This is a genomic window from Paraglaciecola sp. T6c (assembly GCF_000014225.1).
GTDB lineage: Bacteria > Pseudomonadota > Gammaproteobacteria > Enterobacterales > Alteromonadaceae > Paraglaciecola > Paraglaciecola atlantica_A.
This window is the reverse complement of record NC_008228.1, coordinates 1,633,527-1,654,571: the sequence shown is the minus strand read 5'-3', so window position 1 is coordinate 1,654,571 and position 21,045 is coordinate 1,633,527. Positions and strand designations below refer to the sequence as shown.

At 44.6% G+C, this 21,045-nt stretch carries 13 protein-coding genes; 4 read left to right on the top strand and 9 right to left on the bottom strand.

Translation table 11 applies throughout. The features are described 5' to 3' along the window. Window positions 1-66 precede the first annotated feature (66 nt). Window positions 67-2,115, bottom strand: coding sequence for an NADPH-dependent 2,4-dienoyl-CoA reductase (locus PATL_RS07020; RefSeq protein WP_011574216.1), 2,049 nt, complete (start codon window positions 2,113-2,115; stop codon window positions 67-69). 31 nt (window positions 2,116-2,146) lie between these two features. Further along, window positions 2,147-3,010, bottom strand: coding sequence for a crotonase/enoyl-CoA hydratase family protein (locus PATL_RS07015; protein WP_041713479.1), 864 nt, complete (start codon window positions 3,008-3,010; stop codon window positions 2,147-2,149). 146 nt (window positions 3,011-3,156) lie between these two features. Between PATL_RS07015 and PATL_RS07010 the strand changes: the two genes are divergently transcribed. Continuing rightward, a complete protein-coding gene (locus tag PATL_RS07010; protein WP_011574214.1) occupies window positions 3,157-3,783 on the top strand; it encodes a TetR/AcrR family transcriptional regulator in 627 nt (208 codons plus the stop codon). On the opposite strand, the gene PATL_RS07005 is transcribed toward PATL_RS07010, so the two are convergent. From PATL_RS07005 to PATL_RS06985, 4 genes are all read right to left on the bottom strand, one after another. Continuing rightward, a complete protein-coding gene (locus tag PATL_RS07005) occupies window positions 3,780-5,327 on the bottom strand; it encodes an AMP-binding protein (protein ID WP_011574213.1) in 1,548 nt (515 codons plus the stop codon). The genes PATL_RS07010 and PATL_RS07005 overlap by 4 nt on opposite strands. Window positions 5,328-6,006: 679 nt before the next feature. After that, complete coding sequence (locus PATL_RS06995; protein ID WP_011574212.1) at window positions 6,007-6,663, bottom strand: hypothetical protein; 657 nt, start codon at window positions 6,661-6,663, stop codon at window positions 6,007-6,009. 2,740 nt (window positions 6,664-9,403) lie between these two features. Further along, window positions 9,404-10,993 carry a glutamate--cysteine ligase gene (gene gshA / locus PATL_RS06990; RefSeq protein ID WP_041713477.1) on the bottom strand — a complete coding sequence of 530 codons (1,590 nt, stop codon included), beginning with the start codon at window positions 10,991-10,993 and terminating at the stop codon, window positions 9,404-9,406. A gap of 103 nt (window positions 10,994-11,096) precedes the next feature. Continuing rightward, complete coding sequence (locus PATL_RS06985) at window positions 11,097-13,973, bottom strand: M16 family metallopeptidase (protein WP_011574210.1); 2,877 nt, start codon at window positions 13,971-13,973, stop codon at window positions 11,097-11,099. A 105-nt stretch (window positions 13,974-14,078) separates the two neighbouring features. On the opposite strand from PATL_RS06985, the gene PATL_RS06980 reads away from it, so the two are divergent. Genes PATL_RS06980 through PATL_RS06970 form a run of 3 tightly spaced genes read left to right on the top strand, consistent with a single transcriptional unit; the run spans window position 14,079 to window position 16,253 of the window. Then, window positions 14,079-14,642, top strand: coding sequence for an Hpt domain-containing protein (locus PATL_RS06980; RefSeq protein ID WP_011574209.1), 564 nt, complete (start codon window positions 14,079-14,081; stop codon window positions 14,640-14,642). Continuing rightward, window positions 14,635-15,351: a TIGR01621 family pseudouridine synthase gene (locus PATL_RS06975; RefSeq protein WP_011574208.1), complete on the top strand. Its 717-nt coding sequence runs from the start codon at window positions 14,635-14,637 to the stop codon at window positions 15,349-15,351. The genes PATL_RS06980 and PATL_RS06975 overlap by 8 nt, the downstream gene beginning before the upstream one ends. A gap of 17 nt (window positions 15,352-15,368) precedes the next feature. Beyond that, entirely contained in the window at window positions 15,369-16,253 is an 885-nt protein-coding gene (locus tag PATL_RS06970; protein ID WP_011574207.1) for a ketopantoate reductase family protein, read from the top strand. 155 nt (window positions 16,254-16,408) lie between these two features. On the opposite strand, the gene lysS is transcribed toward PATL_RS06970, so the two are convergent. The 3 genes from lysS to argS form a co-directional block, all read right to left on the bottom strand. Continuing rightward, entirely contained in the window at window positions 16,409-17,962 is a 1,554-nt protein-coding gene (gene lysS, locus PATL_RS06965; RefSeq protein WP_011574206.1) for a lysine--tRNA ligase, read from the bottom strand. Window positions 17,963-18,005: 43 nt separating this feature from the next. Then, window positions 18,006-19,104 (bottom strand): peptide chain release factor 2 gene (gene prfB, locus PATL_RS06960; protein WP_157043400.1). Its coding sequence is split into 2 segments (ribosomal slippage): window positions 18,006-19,028 and window positions 19,030-19,104, totalling 1,098 coding nucleotides; the frame shifts between segments, so codons are not numbered across the junction. A gap of 187 nt (window positions 19,105-19,291) precedes the next feature. After that, a complete protein-coding gene (gene argS, locus PATL_RS06955; protein ID WP_011574204.1) occupies window positions 19,292-21,028 on the bottom strand; it encodes an arginine--tRNA ligase in 1,737 nt (578 codons plus the stop codon). Between the last annotated feature and the right edge of the window lie 17 nt (window positions 21,029-21,045).

Below are 21,045 nucleotides of genomic sequence, written 5' to 3'. Positions count from 1 at the left end.
TCCCCATTACCGGCAATCAGTAATGGGGATGTCACGTTTGCTCATGCGCGCAGTGTTAGTATGCGTTTACAATGCAGCCGCTAAACGAGTACCTTGATCGATTGCGCGTTTCGCATCAAGCTCCGCAGCGACATCAGCACCACCGATTAGATGATAAGGCTTGGTTAAACCTTCCACTAATTCTCGCAGTGGCTCTTGGCCGGCACAAATAATAACGTTATCTACGTCCAGCACTTGCACCTCTTCATTCACTTTAATATGAATACCTTGGTCATCAATTTTCAAGTATTCACAACCGGCAACCATGCTCACGCCTTTACTCAGCAAACCAACACGATGTGCCCACCCCGTGGTTTTACCCAGACCTGCGCCTACTTTGGTGGTTTTACGCTGTAGTAAGAAAATTTCTCGTGGCGAAGGTGTTGGTTGGGGTTTAACACCTTCAATACCGCCACGAGAAGAAAAGGTCATATCAATGCCCCACTCTTTCATAAAGGCAGAAATATTCAAGCTAGTTGACTCGCCCGAGTGGGATAAAAACTCAGATACGTCAAAACCAATACCACCAGCGCCGATCACAGCCACTTTTTTGCCTACCGGTTTGTGCTCTTTAATGACTTCAATGTAGGTCATGACTTTCGCATGGTCGATACCTTCAATCGGTGGTGTGCGTGGCTCAATACCCGTAGCCACAATCACGTCATCAAAATCGCTATCGTTTAAGTCACTTGCGCTGACGCGTGTATTGAGCTTAACGGTCACATTGTGTAATTCGAGCTGACGTTTAAAGTACCGAATGGTCTCATAAAACTCTTCTTTGCCCGGCACTTGCTTAGCAATATTGAATTGCCCACCTAGCTCATCGGCAGAATCAAACAAGGTCACCGAATGACCTCGCTCAGCTGCGGTTTTAGCCGCTGCAAGCCCTGCAGGGCCAGCGCCAATAACGGCAATTTTCTTGGCCGCTTGTGTGGGGAGTATATTTAACTCTGTTTCATGGCAGGCTCTAGGGTTAACCAAACAACTGGTCATCTTGCCTTCAAACACGTGATCCAAGCAGGCCTGGTTACAACCGATACAGGTATTGATTTCATCAGAGCGGTTTTCGATAGCCTTAATAACAAAATCAGGGTCGGCTAAAAACGGGCGCGCCATAGACACCATATCAGCATCGCCTCGGGCAAGCACTTGCTCAGCCACTTCAGGGGTGTTAATACGATTCGACGTGATAACCGGAATAGACAATGATTCGCGGAATTTTGCTGTCACCCAAGTAAATGCAGCACGTGGGACTTTGGTTGCTATGGTAGGAATTCGTGCTTCGTGCCAGCCAATACCCGTATTAATGATGGTTGCACCGGCTTTTTCAATCAACTTACCTAGCTCAACCACTTCTTTATAGGTGGAACCACCTTCCACCAAATCAAGCATTGATAAGCGGTAAATAATAATGAATTTCTCACCTACGGCTTCACGTACACGGCGCACGACTTCAAGGGGTAATTTAATGCGGTTTTCGTAACTACCACCCCACTCGTCGTCACGTTGGTTAGTACGAGCAGCAATGAATTGGTTTAAAAAATATCCTTCAGAACCCATGATTTCAACACCATCATAACCGGCTTTTTGCGCCTGAGTTGAGGTGAAAATGAAATCTTCTATCTGTTTTTCGATCCCATCGTCATCTAAAGCCTTAGGCTTAAATGGATTAATAGGCGCTTGCACCGCCGAAGGCGCAACCAAATTCGGGTTGTAAGCGTAACGACCGGTGTGCAGAATTTGCATACAGATTTTGCCGCCTTCGTTGTGCACCGCATCCGTGATGACTTTATGGTGAGCCACTTCTTTATCGTTGCTCAAGCGTTTGGTATTTTGGTGTGTTGCGCCCTCATCGTTGGGGCCGATGCCACCAGTCACGATTAGGCCCACACCACCTCTGGCACGTTCAGCGAAAAACTTCGCCATGCGTTCATGGCCGTTAGGCGCTTCTTCGAGGCCAGTATGCATTGAGCCCATCAATACACGGTTTCTTAATTTCGTGAAGCCTAAATCCAGTGGCTTAAGAAGATTTGGATATACACTAGCGCCTGCTAGATTTGCTGTTGATGTCGTCATTTTTTGGTCCTGTTTTATTCTGAATCAGCGCTTACTTATTACGCTGCATACCACTGATATTCTTATGTAATTCTTCGTAAACGGGTTTGCGCTGCTCTTTCGCCGCGCTCATGGCCTCTTGTATATCCGGCATTTGGAACATACCTGTTTGCCATGTAGCCATGTAGTTCAATGCATCTGCTACGGTATGGTCACGGGTGTAGTTAATCATCTCTTTACAACCCGCTACGGCGAGAGGCGAATTACTGGCAATTTTGGCCGCTATTTTCATAACGCCTGCGAGTAAACTTTCTTGATCAGCAAATACTTGATTCACTAAACCAGACTCTTTGGCTTCTTTAGCGCCCATGTTACGGCCGGTATAAGCCAGTTCGCGCACCAAGCCCTGAGGAATAAGATGCGGTAAACGCTGTAGTGTGCCCACATCTGCGGTCATGCCAATTTCAGTTTCTTTAATGGTGAAGTAGGTATCTTCGGTGCAATAACGACTGTCTGCTGCGCAAACCATGTCAACTGCACCACCAATGACTCCGCCCTGCATCGCCACTAATACAGGCATGCGAACGGATTCTAGGGCATTAAAACTGTCTTGCAGTTCGAGCACCATGCGACGCATTCGCTCACCTCGACGAGCAGGCTCACCCACAAAGTCCTTACCCATTTGAGTAAAAACTGACAGGTCCATGCCTGCACTAAAATGTTTGCCCTGCGAGGAAATAACAATGACACGCGCAGCTGACTGTTCATCAATTTTGCGCACAGTGGCCGGCAGTTCATGCCAAAAGATGGGGATCATACTGTTCAATGCTTCGGGGCGAGACAACTGAATATGAGCGATATGTTGGTCAATACTGACGCTCAAGGTTTCCAGCTTTGAAAAATCTAAATCAGACACGTTATTCTCCATTTTACGGATTTTAGGTTGCTAATTAGCGCGTTTTCTCGTGAAAAACGATGTCACGCCCATCAGCCAGTTAAACTAGACAACGTCAAGATAAAGTCTTATTTTGACGCTGTCAAGATGTGTGGTAAATTATCATTATGCAAAATACATCATCTAAAAAAGCTTCCGCCAAAGGCAGCTATCATCACGGCGACCTTCGCTCTAGTTTGCTTGAAGCAGCGAAAGCCATGCTTAGCGAATCGGGCATTGAAGGCCTTTCTTTGCGCAAATTGGCGGACCGGGTGGGTGTTTCGCGCACGGCGCCCTACCATCACTTTAAAGATAAAAATGAGCTGCTGTGCGCCATCGCTCAAGAAGGTTTTGATCATTGGCATAGCAATGCTGAGCGTATTTTGACGCAAACCGACATCAGTAATCGAGAAAAGTATCACCAGTTTTTTCAAAGCTACATTGGCTACGCCGCTGAAAACCCTGAAATGTACGACCTGATGTTTGGCCGCACAATTTGGAAGCAGAACAGCGCGACTAAAGATCTGCGCGCCATTGCTTACCCTAGCTTTCAGCGCCAAGTTGAAATGACCAAAAAATGGCAAGAGCAGGGTCTAATGTCGCCACAAGAAGATACCCTTCGTCTTGCCCAGGTCACCTGGGGCACGATGCACGGCATCGCACGCTTATTAATAGACGGCATATACGCTGATCGCAGTCATATCGAAGAAATGTGCACTTGCGCAGTCAATTTATTTATTCGCGAGCCTGATTAAACATACGCTGCTCGTAAGCGTTGTTTAAATATTTTGCCGCTGTCTTCTCTTGGCAACTGATCATGTAGCTCTAGTTTTTTAGGCCATTTGAAACGCGCGATACGCCCGTCCAAAAACTCACACACTTGCGCTATGTCTAAATGTTGGTCTGGCTGACATTGAGCCGCCAGCACTATCATCTCGCCAAATTCACTGTCAGGAATACCGAAGATTGCGCAATCGGCTATTTGCGGCATATGAATGAGAACGGCCTCTATTTCGGCGGGGAATATATTTGCGCCGCCTGAGATGATCATGTCTTTCTTACGATCGTTGATGAACAAGTATCCGTCGGCATCTAAATAGCCCATATCACCGAGTGTGGTGTAATTTTGGTAATGCAGGCCATCGAGCGTCCCCTGCGTATTGGTGTATTTAAACGGTCCAAACATGGGTAGATGTACGTAAATAGAACCTGATTCTCCCGTGGGCACTGGCTGCATAGCATCATCCAGTATAATTATCGAACCGCCTGCTATGGCTTTGCCTACTGAGCCGGGTTTCGCCAGCGACTCTTGAGATGAAATTAACGTCATAAAACCTAATTCACTGGCACCATAGGACTCAAAAAATATCGGCCCGAACCAGTCAATCATGCCTTGTTTAACATCAACAGGCCAAGCCGAGCCCGTGGATAATGCGTAGCGTAAACTCGACATATCGTATTTTTCACGTACCTCTTGTGGCAGCTTTAACAAGCGGATCATCATAGTAGGCACTATGTAGGTATGGGTTATTTTATGCTGCTGCACATCGGCTAGAAAGCGCTCTGGATCAAATTTAGGCTCGATAAATACAGTTACGTTTCCTGCCGCCAGGCAGCATAGTGTTAATGCATGTGGAGCACTGTGGTAAAGCGGCGCTGCTATATAGAAGCGATCACCGCTGTCTAATTGCATAAGCGCCTTTGCTAGGCCAGCAAAGACAGTGTAAGGATCGGGTCTTTGTTCATCGTATTCGCGTTTAATGCCTTTTGGCTTCCCTGTACTGCCAGACGTATATGAAAACATGCCTCTAAAGCGCTCAGGCTGACTTTCTATTTCAGGGGTATCACTAAGCACTGCGGCCAATCGTTCCCCATGGTTAGCAGCGCTGAGCCTATCGTCGGTCGAATTTTTTGCTGTGGGAACTACATCGGACGGTGCGTAGCGGTGATTGATAACGTCTGGCGTATCAACCACTAAAACGGCTAAATCAGGGGGTAGCGGTTGCGTAAATTGATCCAGTAGATTGCTGTGGCCGACTAATACTTTCGCGCCACTATCACTAAGGATGGGCATTAATTCCGCTTGGGTGCCATGCCAATTCAAAGTGACATAATACGCCCCAACATAGCGACATGCCTCTACGACCTCGTAAAGCGTAGTATCGTTACGCAGTAAAATGGCAATTACGTCACCTGTTGACACCCCTTTGTTTTGCAGTATTTGAGCAATTTTTCTCGCTCGGGATAACATGTCTTCACGCTTTACTTGTTCACCCGCTAAATGAAAATGGCCTGACATTCGCTTCTCCTATCCTTGGTATAGCGTCCCCTTCATTGCTTTAAGCAATTTTATCAACACCCAAGGTTTGATTAATAAATCGACAGTATCAGCAGGATAACCCAAGCAAGGCTTTGGTTTGCATCAGCATTTTAAATGGGAGTGTATATCTAAAGTGAATGGCCAGTATGCACTGCGCTGCTGCGACATAGTAGAGCACTGGGTCCGGTAAAAAAGCGCTGCTGCAAAAACCTCGTGCTCTTAGCGAAAGGAATGCCAAGTGAACTTAGGCCTGAAAGGCAATGTTTATTGCGCGGAGCCTTGACCCTCACTCAGTGTTTTTTAATACCCTCGGGCAGCGCTGCGAAATCAATTGCCGCTTCATTTGAGAAGTTTACGCAGCCTTTACCGGTTTTTTGTTTAGGGTAAAGCATTTTGTACGCCGTAATGTGTTGAGCTTGGCAAGTATAAACCGACAAATGATGTTTTTAATTAGCGGCGGCTATCCAGCCATACTCTGTTCTGCATGCGGGCATCTTATAATCCATAGGAAGACTAGCAAGAGGCGAACACAGTTCAATGCAGTTCATGGCTTTTATCAGCCGCTCGCGCTTGTCTACTTGGTATTAAAAATATATTCCTTTTCCGGCGCATTGCCGTTAATGACAAATTCACCAAGTGATGTGGATAATGTTTATTGTTAGGTAAACAAACGCATAAACCAGCCTTTCTCTAACTCTTTGCGGCAGCCCTTAAGTTGAGTTGCGTAACGCAACGAACGCGCCTTGACGGTTTTGGCGACCTTTTGTAACCAGCGTTTTTTACGATAGCTTTTACGTTTATAACCGCCCCATCCTTCATGATAATTCAGATATTGCAGCTCAGCATCCCATTTTGAAACGCGGTTAATTTTGTTGGTTTTACTGATAAACCACCCCATGAAATCCATGGCGTCGTCAAAATCTTCTCGGCTCGCCCAGCCATTTCCTGTCTCGCGCGTGTAATCAGCCCACGTTGGAGTTTTAGCTTGGGAGTAACCATAAGCGCTGCTCACCCGCCCCCAAGGGATTAAACCGAAAAACACATAGTCTTTTGGCGGCAAAGCATCTGCCCGGAACGAACTTTCCTGATACATCATTGCCATAGGCACATGCATAGGCACGCCCCACTTTTCCGTCATGTCGTCAGCGGCATCAAACCAATCGCGTTTTTCGAAAAATATTTCACAAATATTACTGATGTTCTTCGGTGGCGTTGTGGTGCAACTTGACAGACAAAAGATGGAAGCAGCCAGCAGTAAAATTTGACCGAGCTTAATTTGACCGGACTTTGGATGAAGGTACACATTACGAGACATACGTCACTCTCGTCAAAAGTTACAGGAGAAGCACAAGTGTTAATTCATTCGTACCCAATGAATGCCTATACTAACCCGATCGACATGACGATGGTAAGTAGGAGCAGTAAATCTGGCTAGATTATAAACAGATAACAAAAATTAAACTCACAATTGAACTATTCATGCGTGGCCGACTCTTACCTGTGTGTGTTTTAGTTTATGTGTGTTTCCAAAAATTTTTAGCCCGACATTTTGTTGGGCTTTTTTTTGCCCTTTTTTCGTTTTTCTTTTTGTACTTACACGCACAAAACTTTGCTCAGATGACATTCGAGCCTACATGCTTACTTCGTAAGCCCTGCTTTGAATGGGACCAACTGTCACTAAACGAACGGTTAGTAAAGAGCACAAGTGGTAAGTGGTAAACGGCACCAGAAGCCAACACGTTATAATGTTGAATGGACGAAGCTTAGCTTTTGCTCAAACCAAAATGTTTAATTGAAAACACGCCTTGAGACGCGCTGTACGCCTTGCCGACTACCTTTTATGATTTTTTGTATATTTGTTTGAACTAACTGGCAGCACCTAGGGTCATAATTAGCGTGTGTTTTAGTTTATGTGTGTTTCCAAAAATTTTTAGCCCAACGTCTAGTTGGGCTTTTTTTTGCCTACTGTTATGCATAATAACTAGGTTCAATTGTTGTTCATGACCAAATACAAGTTAAGTTGGTTCTTGGTTCTTGCGAAGCAAGTATTCTAAATCTGTCTCTCACAAAGTGCATTCAGCAGAGCACTCACTAAAGACACAGGGCTTTCTAGTGTTTCTTGTGTTCAGTAGCCCGTCGTTCAAAATCAAGGTAACCCAACTCATCCGGCTACATTAGGACTCCAGCCCAAGTATTTCAGTTTTTTAGTATATTTGTTTGAACTAACTGGCAGTACCTAGGGTCATAATTAGCGTGTGTTTTAGTTTATGTGTGTTTCCAAAAATTTTTAGCCCAACGTCTAGTTGGGCTTTTTTTTGCCTGTGATTTATATTTTACGTTGGTTCTCGCGCAAACTCTTTTTCGTTTCCTACCCTTTGTTACTGCTTTTTGACCTAACCTAATACGCCTGCTGGATTCTTAGGCGATCAAAAACCACTGTCATTAAAGTACCTCTGAGTAACCAAGGTGAGCAAAGACAAGCAGCTGCAGTATTCAGCGTTAGCTGAACTCATTGCGTATTACGTCACGATATCGGTTTATTAACGAGCTCAAGTAAACCTACGTATGATGATAAAAACAGCCCGTAGGCCGCTAAATTAGTACTATCGACCAAAAAATTTAATTTTTGTTATTTTTTTGGGAACTATTTTTCGATATTTACGGTCATATTTAGCGTGTGTTTTAGTTTATGTGTGTTTTCCGAGTAAACTATTTGGCCCGACTTTTAGTCGGGCTTTTTTTTGACCTAAATAAAATTAGAAAAATGCCCATCACACTGAAAAATTTACCGCTAGCATCTACCTGCAATAATGTCTCCGATGGGCTTATTTCGCATTAAATTTGCGCCAATTTCATACCAATCGATAAATAATTATTTTTTAACTCTTTTTAATGAACTAACTAAAGGATAGGTTGGTCATACTCGGTGTGTGTTTTAGTTTATGTGTGTTTCCTGAATAAACTATTTAGCCCAGCTCTTTAGCTGGGCTTTTTTTTAACCATAATGAAATCACCTAGCGAACCAAATTGTTGTTTATCTAAACCCTGTCTAAACTGACTGCGCTATTCGTTTAATGCTTTCAGCATAATAGATGGATTTTTACTGCCTGAACTCCCTAATCAATTTTTTTCATCTTTTTGTGAACTAAAGACGGAACACGCTAGTCATATGTAGCGTGTGTTTTAGTTTATGTGTGTTCCCGATTAAACTAATTTAGCCCAGCTCTTTAGCTGGGCTTTTTTTTGACCTGAAATCACGTCACTTTTCCAGACATCAAACGAATCAAGCGCTAGCCGCTAGTCCTCCCATCTTGAGATAAACACCAGAAGGGATTGATTTAGTACCGATAGTTACGGAATTTATCTTTTTATATTTTTGTTGAACTAAATAGTGATATGCCAATCATATCTAGTGTGTGTTTTAGTTTATGTGTGTTCCCGATTAAACTATTTTAGCCCGGCTCTTTAGCCGGGCTTTTTTTTGACCGATGAAAAGTCCCTACGGCAAGGAAGAGTCACGTAAATTAGATAGGAAAGAACAGATAATATCGACGCCTCCCTAGTGGGTAAACTTACTCACCTCACTACCAATTTAGTACCGATAGTTAACTAATTTATTTTTTGCATTTTTGTTTGAACTAAATTGAGAGTATATGGGTCATACTTAGTGTGTGTTTTAGTTTATGTGTGTTCCCTTATTAAACTATTTAGCCCGGCTTCTAGCTGGGCTTTTTTTTATCCTAAAAAGGTCAAATAAGAACACGTTTTTCAGCCCCCATGGTTATCCGTTTTGTGATTTTTTCCTCAATTATTCTCAAAGTGCGTTCTACACCGCCAAAATGACACCTATTAAAAAAAAATTTTATTTTCGTGAACTAACACCATTTGCTTCGGTCATAAGTTATGTGTGTTTTAGTTTATGTGTGTTCCTAAAATTTTTAAGCTCAGCTTCTTAGCTGGGCTTTTTTTTTGCACTGACCAACAGTTTAGCAAGTAGTAACAGGCATAAAAAAACCCGGCGTAAGCCGGGCTTATCTAATATAACTGCTACCAAGCTAATTAAACTGATAGGTAAAATAGTCACTTAAGAATTGATCAAAGCTCACCGTGTCAGACTTCTCGATATGATGCTGAGCATCCAACGAGCTCACAGCATGCTGACTAAGCTTTTCTGCGTCGAAGAAGTGATACTCAGCTTCATTTAGGCTCTGCTTGTACGCTGAGGCCAATTCTACCCCTAGCGTGCCATTATCTTTGTTCTTACCTAGTAATATTGCTAATACCTTGGCAGAAGGTGTTAACGCTGGATCAACAATTTTTTGCCACTCTTGTTCTACCGCTTGACTGTATTCTGCCACGGCATGGTTACTGTCCAGTACTTTGGCCACTTCTCTCATGCCTGCAAACAATTCAGCGGCCCATTGGGTCATTGGTACAGATTTACCCTCTTTCGAGAGCATCAGTTCAGGGTCGCGACCATGATCAACCACGGCACGTAAGTTAGTTTCTGTTTCACGGTACGAGTCTGGCGTCATATCCGGGCTCGGCATCACCACACAATACACAAGAAAAACATCTAAGAAGAAAAACTGATTACGCTCGATGCCAATATCACTAAACGGATCCACATCCAATGCGCGTACTTCTATGTACTCAACCCCTCGAGCTTGCAAAGCGTCTGTCGGCTTCTCTAACGGTTTTGTGGGTTGTTTCGGACGGATGGGTGAGTACAGCTCATTTTCTATCTGTAACATGTTGCTGTTAAGTTGCTGGTATTGTCCGTCTTTCTTGCCCGCGTATTTCTCGAATATTTCTGAGGGCGTACTAATGGCTTTGCGTAACGAGGCTATATAACTGTCGACTTGGTTGTAACATGTCATCAACCCCGACTGAGCACTGTTAGTGTAGCCAAGATCACTCATACGTAATGACGTTGCATAAGGTAGATAGAGCGACCCTTTACCGATGGTTTTAAAAGGTAAAGTGGTGTTTTTACCTTTGATAAATGAACTGCATAATGCAGGTGACGCGCCATATAAATAGGGAATTAACCAGCAGAAACGCCGATAGTTTCTGATTAACGCGAAATAAGCTGCTGACTTCGTTTCTTTATTATTTTCGCTACTTTCGACTTTATCTAGCCAAAGATCCCAAAAACTGTCTGGCAATGAAAAATTAAAATGCACTCCCGCAATCGCTTGCATCATACTGCCATATCGATTCTTTAGGCCTTCCCGATAAAGGCTTTTCATTTTACCCACATTAGATTTGCCGAACTGCGCAATGGGGATCTCATTTTGATCATCTATGTAGCAAGGCATACTCATAGGCCACAAACATTCATCACCAATATTGGCGAGTGCAAATTTATGCACGTCACGAAGCTGGCCCAATGTTTTATCAACATTTTGCTCAGGTGGTGTAATAAACTCCAAAAGGGACTCAGAGAAATCAGTCGTAATGTAATCGTGGGTTAAAGCGGCCCCCAATTTTTCATTGTGGGGCGTTTGCGCTAACTTACCATTAGGTTGAATGCGCAGCGCTTCACGCTCTATTCCATGGCTTATGCCCGCTAATGTAGAAGCAAGGTCTTCTTTCGCTAGGATGGCTAAACGCTCGCTAAAATCTTTATCTAATGTTTGCAAAGTAAATTCCAATAGTGTCAGCAACCCACAGTAAATGGGGAGCGTAAAAGTTATTTCAAGGAATATAGACCCTCGCTAAGCAATTATTCGCTCAGCTCAGGCATTAATATTCAACGGTCAGGTCAACCACTTCCCTTCCAAGCGTTGCCAACTGAGCGCGGATGACACTTGCATCTCCAACGACTACAACTTGCATTGAGTTGGGATCAAGCACCTTTGCAGCAAGTGCATTCAGTTCATCTTTACCAATATTATGAATAATCTTGTTTTGCGTCCCGCGGTACGATTTGTCCAAGCCGTAGGTCAGCAGGTGACGCAGGAATCCCGCTTTGCTGGACGGTGTCTCATATTCTAATGCATCTCCTTGGGTAAAGGCATTGCGCATCAGCTCTAACTCAGTTTGCGTCATCCCTTTCTCATGATACTCAGTTATTTCACTGAGCATTTCACGAATACCATCAACGGTGTTGTCTTGCTTGAGGTCAGCGCTAGCGTTAAACCAACCTAGCGTTTTGCCACCAATAAAATTGGTTGAAGCGCCATAGGTATAGCCTTTATCTTCGCGCAAATTCAGGTTGATACGACTACTGAATACGCCACCAAGAGCGAAATTCATCAGCTTACTTCTAAATTGCTCGCCTGTGGCATCGTATGGCAAGTAAGGTTTAAAGATAGATACAACCGATTGCTTTGCCCCTGGTTTATCCACCAGATAAATAACCGGCTTACCCATCTTAGGAAATTCAGCATAATCCTTAATCTGATAAGGCTTTGCTGGCCAATTTGTTAAAAAGTCTAAAGATGTCTGCAAAGATTGCGTATTTACGTCTCCCACTACGACTACGTTTGCTTTCGAAGGTGAATAATATTGCTGATAGTAAGCTTTCACATCATCTAGTGAAATATTTTGAATCGTGTTCAGGGTGCCAGAATCTGGCAGGCTGACACGGTTATCCTTGCCAAACAGTAACTCGCTGACCGCTCGACTTGCCAAAACAGACGGGTTTTTAACTTGCTGTTGAAGTGACTGAGCAGAACGTTGTTTTAATCGCTGGAAATCACTTTGTAAAAACGCGGGGCTGAACATCTTCTTTTTAAATAACGCCAAGGTTGCATCTAAGTTACGTGACAAACTATTAATACGCACCGTGGTAAAGCGGCCATTTGCATCGAAACGAATGCTGCTACCTAATAACGCTAATTGATTGGCCATTTCTTCATTGGTGAAGCCTTTGGTCGTTTCATTCATCATTTGCGCAGTAAAAGACGCTAAACCAGCCTTGTCGATAGGGTCAAGTAAAGGCCCGCCTTCCATGTTGAAGCTAATCGACACCGTGGGCGTTTCATCCGTTGTTAAGCTGACAAGGGTTAACCCGTTCTCAAAACGCTGCTCGTCAAAATCAGGCACGCTCACCACAGGTGAAGGCCCCGCTGGGGGCTGAACACTGCGATCGAAGGTATCAACAATCGTGGCTTGTTCGATGTGCGCTTGCACTGTTTTGATATTATCTAGTTGACGCTTAGGGACCGTGAAATTAGCCGGCTTGGCAGCTAAATCCACTTGGCCATTAGGCACGATACTTAACACCACACTCGGTTTATCTTTTATGTAACGCTGGTAAACACGCATCACGTCTTGTGCTGTGACAGCATTGTAGCGGTCCAAATCGTACTGCACCATGTCAGGCTCACCGTCAAAGGTTTGATTTGAGGCGAGCGTTGATACCTTACCGGACACACTTTGCAAACCGAAGATCGTTGAAGATTCAATACCCACTTTAGTGCGGTTTAAGTCGTCTTCGCTCACACCGCGCTCTTCAAACTCAGCCAACGTTTGCTCGAAACGTGCATAAAGCTCAGACAAGTTGGTGCTATTTTGCGGGTTAGCAAGTGCTATCAATTGAAATTCACAGGCCAGCTCTCGGCAGGGGTGAGAAACCATTGCTTGGACTGCGTAGCCATCTTTGACCAGATTCTTATAAAACAATGACGTTTTACCCGCCCCTAGAATATTGGATAACACATCAAGCGGCGCCTCGTCTTCATGGCGCACATAAACAGTAGGAAACGTCACCTGCAATAAGGGCAAGTGTATTTCATCTTCTAAAGTAACAAAGCGCGCTTCATCTAGGGTGACAAGTTCTTTCTCAGCGTTTTTCACACTTGGGCCAGCAGGAATAGAACCGAAGTATTTGTTTGCCCATCCAAGCACTTGCTCTGGCTCGATGTCACCGCCAATAGTCAACACCGCATTATTAGGGCCATACCAGCGTTTGAAGAACGCTTTTAGGTCATCTACGTTAACGCGATTCAAATCCTCAATATATCCAATGGTTGACCACGAATAAGGGTGCCCTGCCGGATACAAGGCTTCAGAATTACGCTCACTACGCAGGCCATAAGGCTGGTTGTCGTAACTCTGACCACGCTCGTTTTTGACCGTTTCGCGCTGTATCTCAAACTTTTCTTGAGTCACTGAGCCGAGCAAGAAACCCATGCGATCGGCTTCAAGCCACATCATTTTTTCAAGTTGATTAGCCGGAACCGTTTCATAATAGTTAGTGCGGTCAGAATTGGTGGTGCCATTCATATTACCACCAGCCTCAGTCACTATTTTTATATGTTCGTCATCTGCAACGTTTTTCGAGCCTTGGAACATCATGTGTTCAAAAAAATGAGCAAAGCCTGACTTACCCACTTCTTCTCGAGCTGAGCCCACGTGGTAGGTCACATCAACATGTACAAGAGGATCGGAATGGTCTTCGTGTAAGACTAGGGTTAATCCATTGGCAAGACGATACTTTTTATAAGGGATCCTGACTTGGTCGTCACTTGCACCCTGCTCAGCGACTAAGGTTACCCCAGTGGGTAAATTTGTAGTCGTAGGTTGTGTCACAGAGTTGGTAGGTTGACATGCGGATAAAATGCCAGCAAATGTCGATAATATAACGATTTTTTTTACCACGAGAAACTTGCCCATTGATTTACACTAGTTGAATAGTCTACCCTTTCATTCATAATAAAGTCACCCAGCTTATCTGGTTGGCAACGCGCGATGTTACCGCCCGCTCAAAGGATCCTGTACATGAATCAAGAACCCGTAATTTTCGACGTAGACTTTGCACTGCGCCAGTTTAGCGGCAATCAGAGCCTATTGGTTAAAATGCTTGGTAAATTTAACGAGCAATATTCTGATGCTGAAAACACGCTTGTCAGTGATATTCGCTTACAAAATTTAGACTCGGTTCGACAACTGGTTCACACCATAAAGGGCGTTAGTGGTAATTTGGGCATGTCGGCGCTGCATCAGGCGAGCCGTGATTTTGAAGCTCAAATCAAGAATGAGGAAGATCAAGCCTTAGATTGCACCACATACAATACAGTGCTTCGTGAAACATTAACGTGTATCAATGAATACGTAGCCGCATCGCAGGACGCAGCGGGCACTGCATCAGTAGAAACCTCAGGTGTGGTCAATGCCCAAGGTAAGCAAGACTTATTAACAGCGCTCAATAGAAACGAATTTATTACCCCCAGCAAACTCGATCAATATATTCGCGATTGCGCTTTAGATGCCGCAGGTCAGGTTGCACTGCGAGATGCCATTGATGATCTTGATTACCCCGCGGCGATTGCCTTACTTGAATAGCTCCCCTGCCACGTCTATTCGTGTTGTTTTAGATCACCCTGATTTTTTTGTTATCGACAAGCCCCATGGAATAAGCGTTCAAAATGAATTGGACGCCCAAGGTATCCTGCCTGTGGTTTGCGCTCAGCAAGCAGTCGACAAACTCTGGCTGGTACACCGCTTAGACAAAGTGACGTCAGGTTTACTGATTTTGGCCAAGCATGCTCAAGCAGCAAGCACACTGGGCAAACTGTTCGAAACACGTGCAATTGAAAAGTATTACCTCGCCTTAGGTGGCTCAAAACCCAAAAAAAAGCAGGGCACCATCAGCGGTGCTATGAAGAAAATTCGCGATGGGAAGTGGGCGTTCAGTCAAGACGGTGCTGGGATAGCGACCACACAGTTTTTCAGTAAAAGCGCTTCAGCGGGTATTCGTCTCTTCTTGCTAAAACCGTTAACGGGCAAAACCCACCAGTTGCGTGTCATGCTAAAAAGCTTAGGCTGCCCCATTTTAGGTGATGCTTTATATAAGGGCACTGAGCAAGATAGGACCTACCTACATGCTTATTGCTTGCGCTTCGAATACCAAGGGCAACTGATACAGCTTACCTGCCTCCCCTCCAGCGGCGAGCTTTTTACCAACGAAGACTGCCAAGTGGCTATGCAAGAGTATATTGAGCCATGGTTACTATCTTGGCCGAAAACAAAACCAACTGCCGCCAGTAAATGAAATAGAGGAACCTATCAATGAAAGTGGCGATTTTGGGTAATGGCGCTATCGGTAATTTACTGATGCTTAAATGTTATCAAATACAGCAAGATGTTGGTGTCTTCATGCGCTCCCAGCAGCACTTTACACTTACCGCAACCGACATTGAGCATCGGGTCCATCAAATTAACATCGACTCATTTGCACGCTCCAGCCTGAACGAATTTAATCTGCTGATTATTCCGGTAAAGGCCTATCAGGTAGAGGATGCGCTCAAGCAGTTGCAAGCAGATTTAACACCTGTGCAAACGATTGTGTTGCTGCACAATGGTATGGGGGTGATTGAGAGTGCAAAAGCACTGCTGCCTTATAATCCAATTATCGCAGCAACCACTAGTCACGCTGCCTATAAGCCAGATGCGCAGAGTGTGACTGAAACGGGGTTGGGAGTTTGTCATTTAGGCTATCTACAACATTCAGAAGCGACTGACTCTGAAAAAATCCACAACATATTAAACCGTCTTTTAGGCCCATGCACCTGGCACCAAAGCATCGAACAAGCCCTGTGGGACAAGCTTGCGATTAATGCAGCAATCAACCCATTGACTGCCATTCACAGGGTCAAAAATGGTCAGTTAACCGAGTTGAAATACCGCGCTGATATTGAAAGAATTTGTGCTGAAACAGTAAGCGTGATGACAGCAAGTGGATTTCATGCAGATGAAAGTGAACTGGTTGAAAAGGTGCTTGATGTGGCTAACGCCACCGCTGAAAACTACTCATCTATGTATCAAGATATTGCTCATCATCGTCTAAGCGAAATTGCTTTTATCAACGGGTACATATGCCAGGAAGCCCAAAAACAGGGATTAGACGCGCCATTTAATACTGAGTTGGTTAACAAAATAAACGCCTTAGCATAGAGCCTTTGCGCTCAAACGGTAAGATTAAGTATTAGCTATAAAGGAGCCCAGTGTTTTAAAAGAGCGAGAGCTACTTTAGCGCAGCATTTCTTCAGTCCCCAAAGACAAAAAGAGCGCTTAAAAGCGCTCTTTTTTATTCTGAACTTATTGGCTGATTATTCAGCCTTGTCGCCACTGACTTCTGGTTTCATGTGCGGAAACAAGATCACGTCTTTAATCGTCGGGCTGTCAGTGAATAACATCACCAAACGGTCGATACCAATGCCCTCGCCCGCTGTTGGCGGTAAACCATATTCAAGAGCACGAATATAGTCGTCATCGAAGTGCATGGCTTCATCATCGCCTGCATCTTTCTCAGCTACTTGTTTACGGAAACGCGCTTCTTGATCTTCAGAGTCATTCAACTCAGAGAAACCATTGGCTAATTCACGGCCGCCTACGAAGAACTCAAAACGGTCAGTTACGAAATGATTGTCATCGTTACGACGCGCTAAAGGCGACACTTCCCAAGGATAAGCAGTAATGAAAGTAGGCTGATCAAGTTGTTCTTCTGCGGTTGCTTCAAAAATTTCACATAAGTACTTACCAGCACCCCAAATGCCATCCACTTCTGGCTCTTTAATGTGCAGCTGTTTCGCCATGGCTTTTAGCTCATCGAGGTGCGCTTCAGGATCGTTGATAGCAGCTACATTTGCTTCAGGCCAGTATTTAATGACCGCTTCACTCATGGTTAAACGTTGGAAAGGCTGGCCAAAGTCATAAGTTTTCTCTTCGACTACGTTACCTTCAGTATCTTTGATGGTGTTCTTAACGATGGCGGTACCTAATACATCTTGTGCAACGGTACGCAGCATTTCTTCTGTGAGGTTCATCAAGTCTTGATAGTCAGCATAAGCTTGGTAGAACTCAAGCATAGTGAACTCAGGGTTATGACGTGTTGATAAGCCTTCGTTACGGAAGTTACGGTTTATTTCAAACACACGCTCAAACCCACCTACCACTAAGCGCTTTAAGTAAAGCTCAGGGGCGATACGCAAGTACATGTCAATGTCTAAAGCATTGTGATGCGTGTTGAACGGTTTTGCCGTGGCGCCACCTGGGATCACTTGTAGCATAGGCGTTTCGACTTCCATGAACTTACGCTCACTTAGGAAATTGCGAATACCGGTGACAATTTTGCTACGGATCATAAAGGTCTCGCGGGTTTGTTGATTAGTGATCAAATCAACATAACGCTGGCGATACTTTGTTTCTTGGTCAGCAAGGCCATGGAACTTTTCAGGCAACGGACGCAGTGACTTCGTCAACAATTGATATTCGTTCATGTTGACGTACAAGTCGCCTTTACCCGACTTGTGTAGCTCACCTTTAACACCAATGATGTCACCAATATCTAAACTGGTGTAACGTGCTTTAATGTCTTTTTGCGTGTCTTTTGAGGCGTACGCTTGAATACGACCCGTCATGTCTTGTAACAACAGAAATGGACCACGTTTAGCAAGAATACGCCCAGCAATGCTGACCACTTTACCGAGTTCTTCTAGGGCTGCCTTCTCGTGCTCACCAAATTCAGCTTGAAGATCTTCGCTGTAAAATTCACGGCGGAAGGTATTAGGGAAGCCGTTCGATTTACAATTTTCACGGATCTGTGAAAGTTTAGCCCGGCGCTCAGCTATGAGCTTGTTTTCATCTTGTTGCTGTTCAGTCATCGACTTTCCTGATTTCTAGTAGCTGTATATTAATGTGGGTTACTTACAGACCAGACTTTAAGCTGGCTTGTATAAATTTGTCTAAATCGCCGTCTAATACGGCTTGGGTATTGCGTGTTTCAACACCGGTACGTAAGTCTTTAATCCGTGAATCGTCCAGCACGTAGGAACGAATTTGGCTACCCCAACCGATATCAGACTTACTGTCTTCCATGGTTTGCTTCTCTTCGTTCTGCTTTTGCATCTCGAATTCATACAGCTTGGCTTTTAGCTGTTTCATGGCTTGGGCTTTGTTTTTATGTTGTGAACGGTCATTTTGACACTGCACCACAATATTCGTCGGTTCGTGAGTAATACGTACCGCAGAATCGGTTCTGTTTACGTGCTGACCACCTGCACCAGAGGCGCGATACGTATCAATACGCAAATCAGACGGGTCGATGTCTATCTCAATATCATCATCAATTTCTGGGTAAGCAAACACAGAAGCAAATGAGGTATGGCGACGACTCCCCGAATCAAATGGGGACTTTCGTACCAAACGATGTACACCCGTTTCGGTGCGCAGCCAACCGAAAGCATATTCACCTTCAAAGCGAATGGTTGCACTTTTAATACCGGCAACATCCCCATCAGAAACTTCAATCAACTCAGTCTTAAAGCCATGCGCTTCACCCCAGCGAAGATACATGCGCAGCAACATACTGGCCCAATCTTGCGCTTCTGTGCCGCCCGAGCCTGACTGGATGTCAATATAGCCATCATTAGCGTCATTCGGGCCGCTAAACATACGACGAAACTCTAAGGTTTCAAGTCTAGATACCAACTCGGCTAAGTCTTTTTCAGCTTCGTCTAGGGTTTCTTGATCGCTTTCCTCTACCGCCAGTTCAAGTAGCTCTTCAACCTCAACACAACCCTGCTCAAGAAAAACAATGGTTTCTACCACTTGCTCTAAGGCAACTTTTTCCTTACCAAGGGCCTGAGCACGTTCCGGCTCATTCCATACATCAGGGCTTTCTAATTCGCGGTTAACTTCTTCAAGGCGTTCATTCTTTTGATCATAGTCAAAGGTACCCCCGAAGCGATGCACTGCGCTGCTTTACGTCACTGATAGTATTTAATATTGGATTGATTTCGAACATAAACCTTAACATTATCATAGCGATTGAATGGCGGCGGATTTTACCGGATTTTCTGTATTAATGACAGACGTCAAGGGCGATGAACTAAAAATCAATGTCCGCCAGCCATGACTGCCGCCATCACCACAAACAAAAACACCCGCTAAAAAGCGGGTGTTTGCATTTTAATGCCGTTAAAGCGACTGTGTTACATGCGCTCCATCGTATCGATACCCAGCAAACTTAACCCCGATTGCAAGGTTTTAGCCGTTAAGGCCGCAAGTGTCATTCGACTATCGCGCACGTCTTGTTCAATGCCGTCTTTTAACATCGGGCAGGCTTCGTAAAAGCTCATAAACAAGCTAGCAAGCTCGTACAGGTACGTACACAAGACATGAGGGGTGCCCTCTGCAATGACCTGATTGATGGCCTCAACATATTGTAATTGCTTTACTGCAAGGATTTTTTCTTGAGGGGCATCGAGTGAAATCGGTGCATTTAAGGTTTGGTGATCAACTCCTGCCTTACGGAAAATACTCATCACGCGAGTATACGCGTACTGCAAATATGGCGCTGTATTGCCTTCAAAACTAAGCATGCTGTCCCAGCTAAACATGTAATCAGTAGTGCGGTTTTTACTTAAATCAGCATACTTCACCGCACCAATACCAATCTTATTGGCCAGTACTTTTAGCTCATCACTGGATAAATCAGTCTCACGTTTACTCAATAACGTTTCAGCACGCTCAACCGCTTCATCTAGCAGTTCAACCAGTTTCACCGTTCCGCCTGTACGTGTTTTAAACGGACGACCGTCATTGCCTAGCATCATCCCAAATGGGCAGTGCTCATAGGTTTGCTCTGGCTCAATAAAGCCTGCTTTACGGGCAACCAATTCGGTTTGTTTGAAGTGCAATGCTTGGCGCGCGTCGGTCAAGATCAGCGTGCGATCTGCGTGTAACTGCTTGTTACGGTGGCGGATAGCGGCCAAATCTGTAGTGGCGTACAAGTATCCGCCACCAGATTTTTGCACGATATAGGCAGCAGGGTTGCCTTCCTTATCGGCTAATTCAGGTAAAAACACCACTTGTGCGCCTTGGCTTTCAACCGCTAAGCCTTTGGCTTGCAGTTCGCTTACTACGTTGGCCAAGTCGTGGTTGTAGGCACTTTCACCCATAATGTCGTCACGGGTTAAGCTCACATTGAGCTTGTGGTAAACCTCTTCACTGTGGGTAATCGACACATCAATAAAGTTTTGCCAAAGTGCTAGGCAATGACTGTCGCCGCCTTGAAGTTTAACCACGTACTCGCGGGCGCGATCAGCAAATCCCTCTTCCTCATCAAAACGTACTTTTGCTTCACGATAGAAGTCTTCTAAATCTGAAAGTGCTGTTTCAGCGACCTGATTCGATTCAAGCTTATCGTTTAGATGCGCCAGCAACATACCAAATTGCGTGCCCCAATCCCCCATGTGATTTTGGCGAATAACCTTGTGACCCATAAATTCGAGCGCTTTGACGACGGCATCACCAATGATGGTGGTACGTAAATGGCCTACGTGCATCTCTTTAGCTAAATTAGGCGAAGAGTAATCCACGACCACCGTTTTAGTCGGTTGGGATTCAATGTTTAAGCGCGGGTCTGCCGCGGCGTGTGACAGCTGCGCGGCGAGCCATTCTTTGCTCAAGTAAATATTAATAAAACCTGGGCCAGCAACTTCTAGTTTTTCCGCAATGCCATCAAGCTCAACGGCTTCTACTATTTTTTCCGCAATATCCCGAGGCTTTTGCTTAAGTACTTTGGCTAACGCCATAGCGCCGTTAAATTGATAATCGCCGAAGCCGACTTTGGTCGCACGGCTAAGAGGTGCAGGTGAGTTTTCAGGCGCACCGATAGCAACTAACGCTGTGCGAAATTTATTCAATAAAAGTGTGTGTAAATTCATAATGTAAAGCCAGTAAT

Bases quoted from the DNA above. Each gene is read 5' to 3' on its own strand.
- PATL_RS07020 (WP_011574216.1), bottom strand. From the start codon at position 2,115: ATGACGACATCAACAGCAAATCTAGCAGGCGCTAGTGTATATCCAAAT.
- PATL_RS07010 (WP_011574214.1), top strand. From the start codon at position 3,157: ATGCAAAATACATCATCTAAAAAAGCTTCCGCCAAAGGCAGCTATCAT.
- PATL_RS07005 (WP_011574213.1), bottom strand. From the start codon at position 5,327: ATGTCAGGCCATTTTCATTTAGCGGGTGAACAAGTAAAGCGTGAAGAC.
- PATL_RS06995 (WP_011574212.1), bottom strand. From the start codon at position 6,663: ATGTCTCGTAATGTGTACCTTCATCCAAAGTCCGGTCAAATTAAGCTC.
- PATL_RS06985 (WP_011574210.1), bottom strand. From the start codon at position 13,973: ATGGGCAAGTTTCTCGTGGTAAAAAAAATCGTTATATTATCGACATTT.
- PATL_RS06980 (WP_011574209.1), top strand. From the start codon at position 14,079: ATGAATCAAGAACCCGTAATTTTCGACGTAGACTTTGCACTGCGCCAG.
- PATL_RS06970 (WP_011574207.1), top strand. From the start codon at position 15,369: ATGAAAGTGGCGATTTTGGGTAATGGCGCTATCGGTAATTTACTGATG.
- lysS (WP_011574206.1), bottom strand. From the start codon at position 17,962: ATGACTGAACAGCAACAAGATGAAAACAAGCTCATAGCTGAGCGCCGG.
- argS (WP_011574204.1), bottom strand. From the start codon at position 21,028: ATGAATTTACACACACTTTTATTGAATAAATTTCGCACAGCGTTAGTT.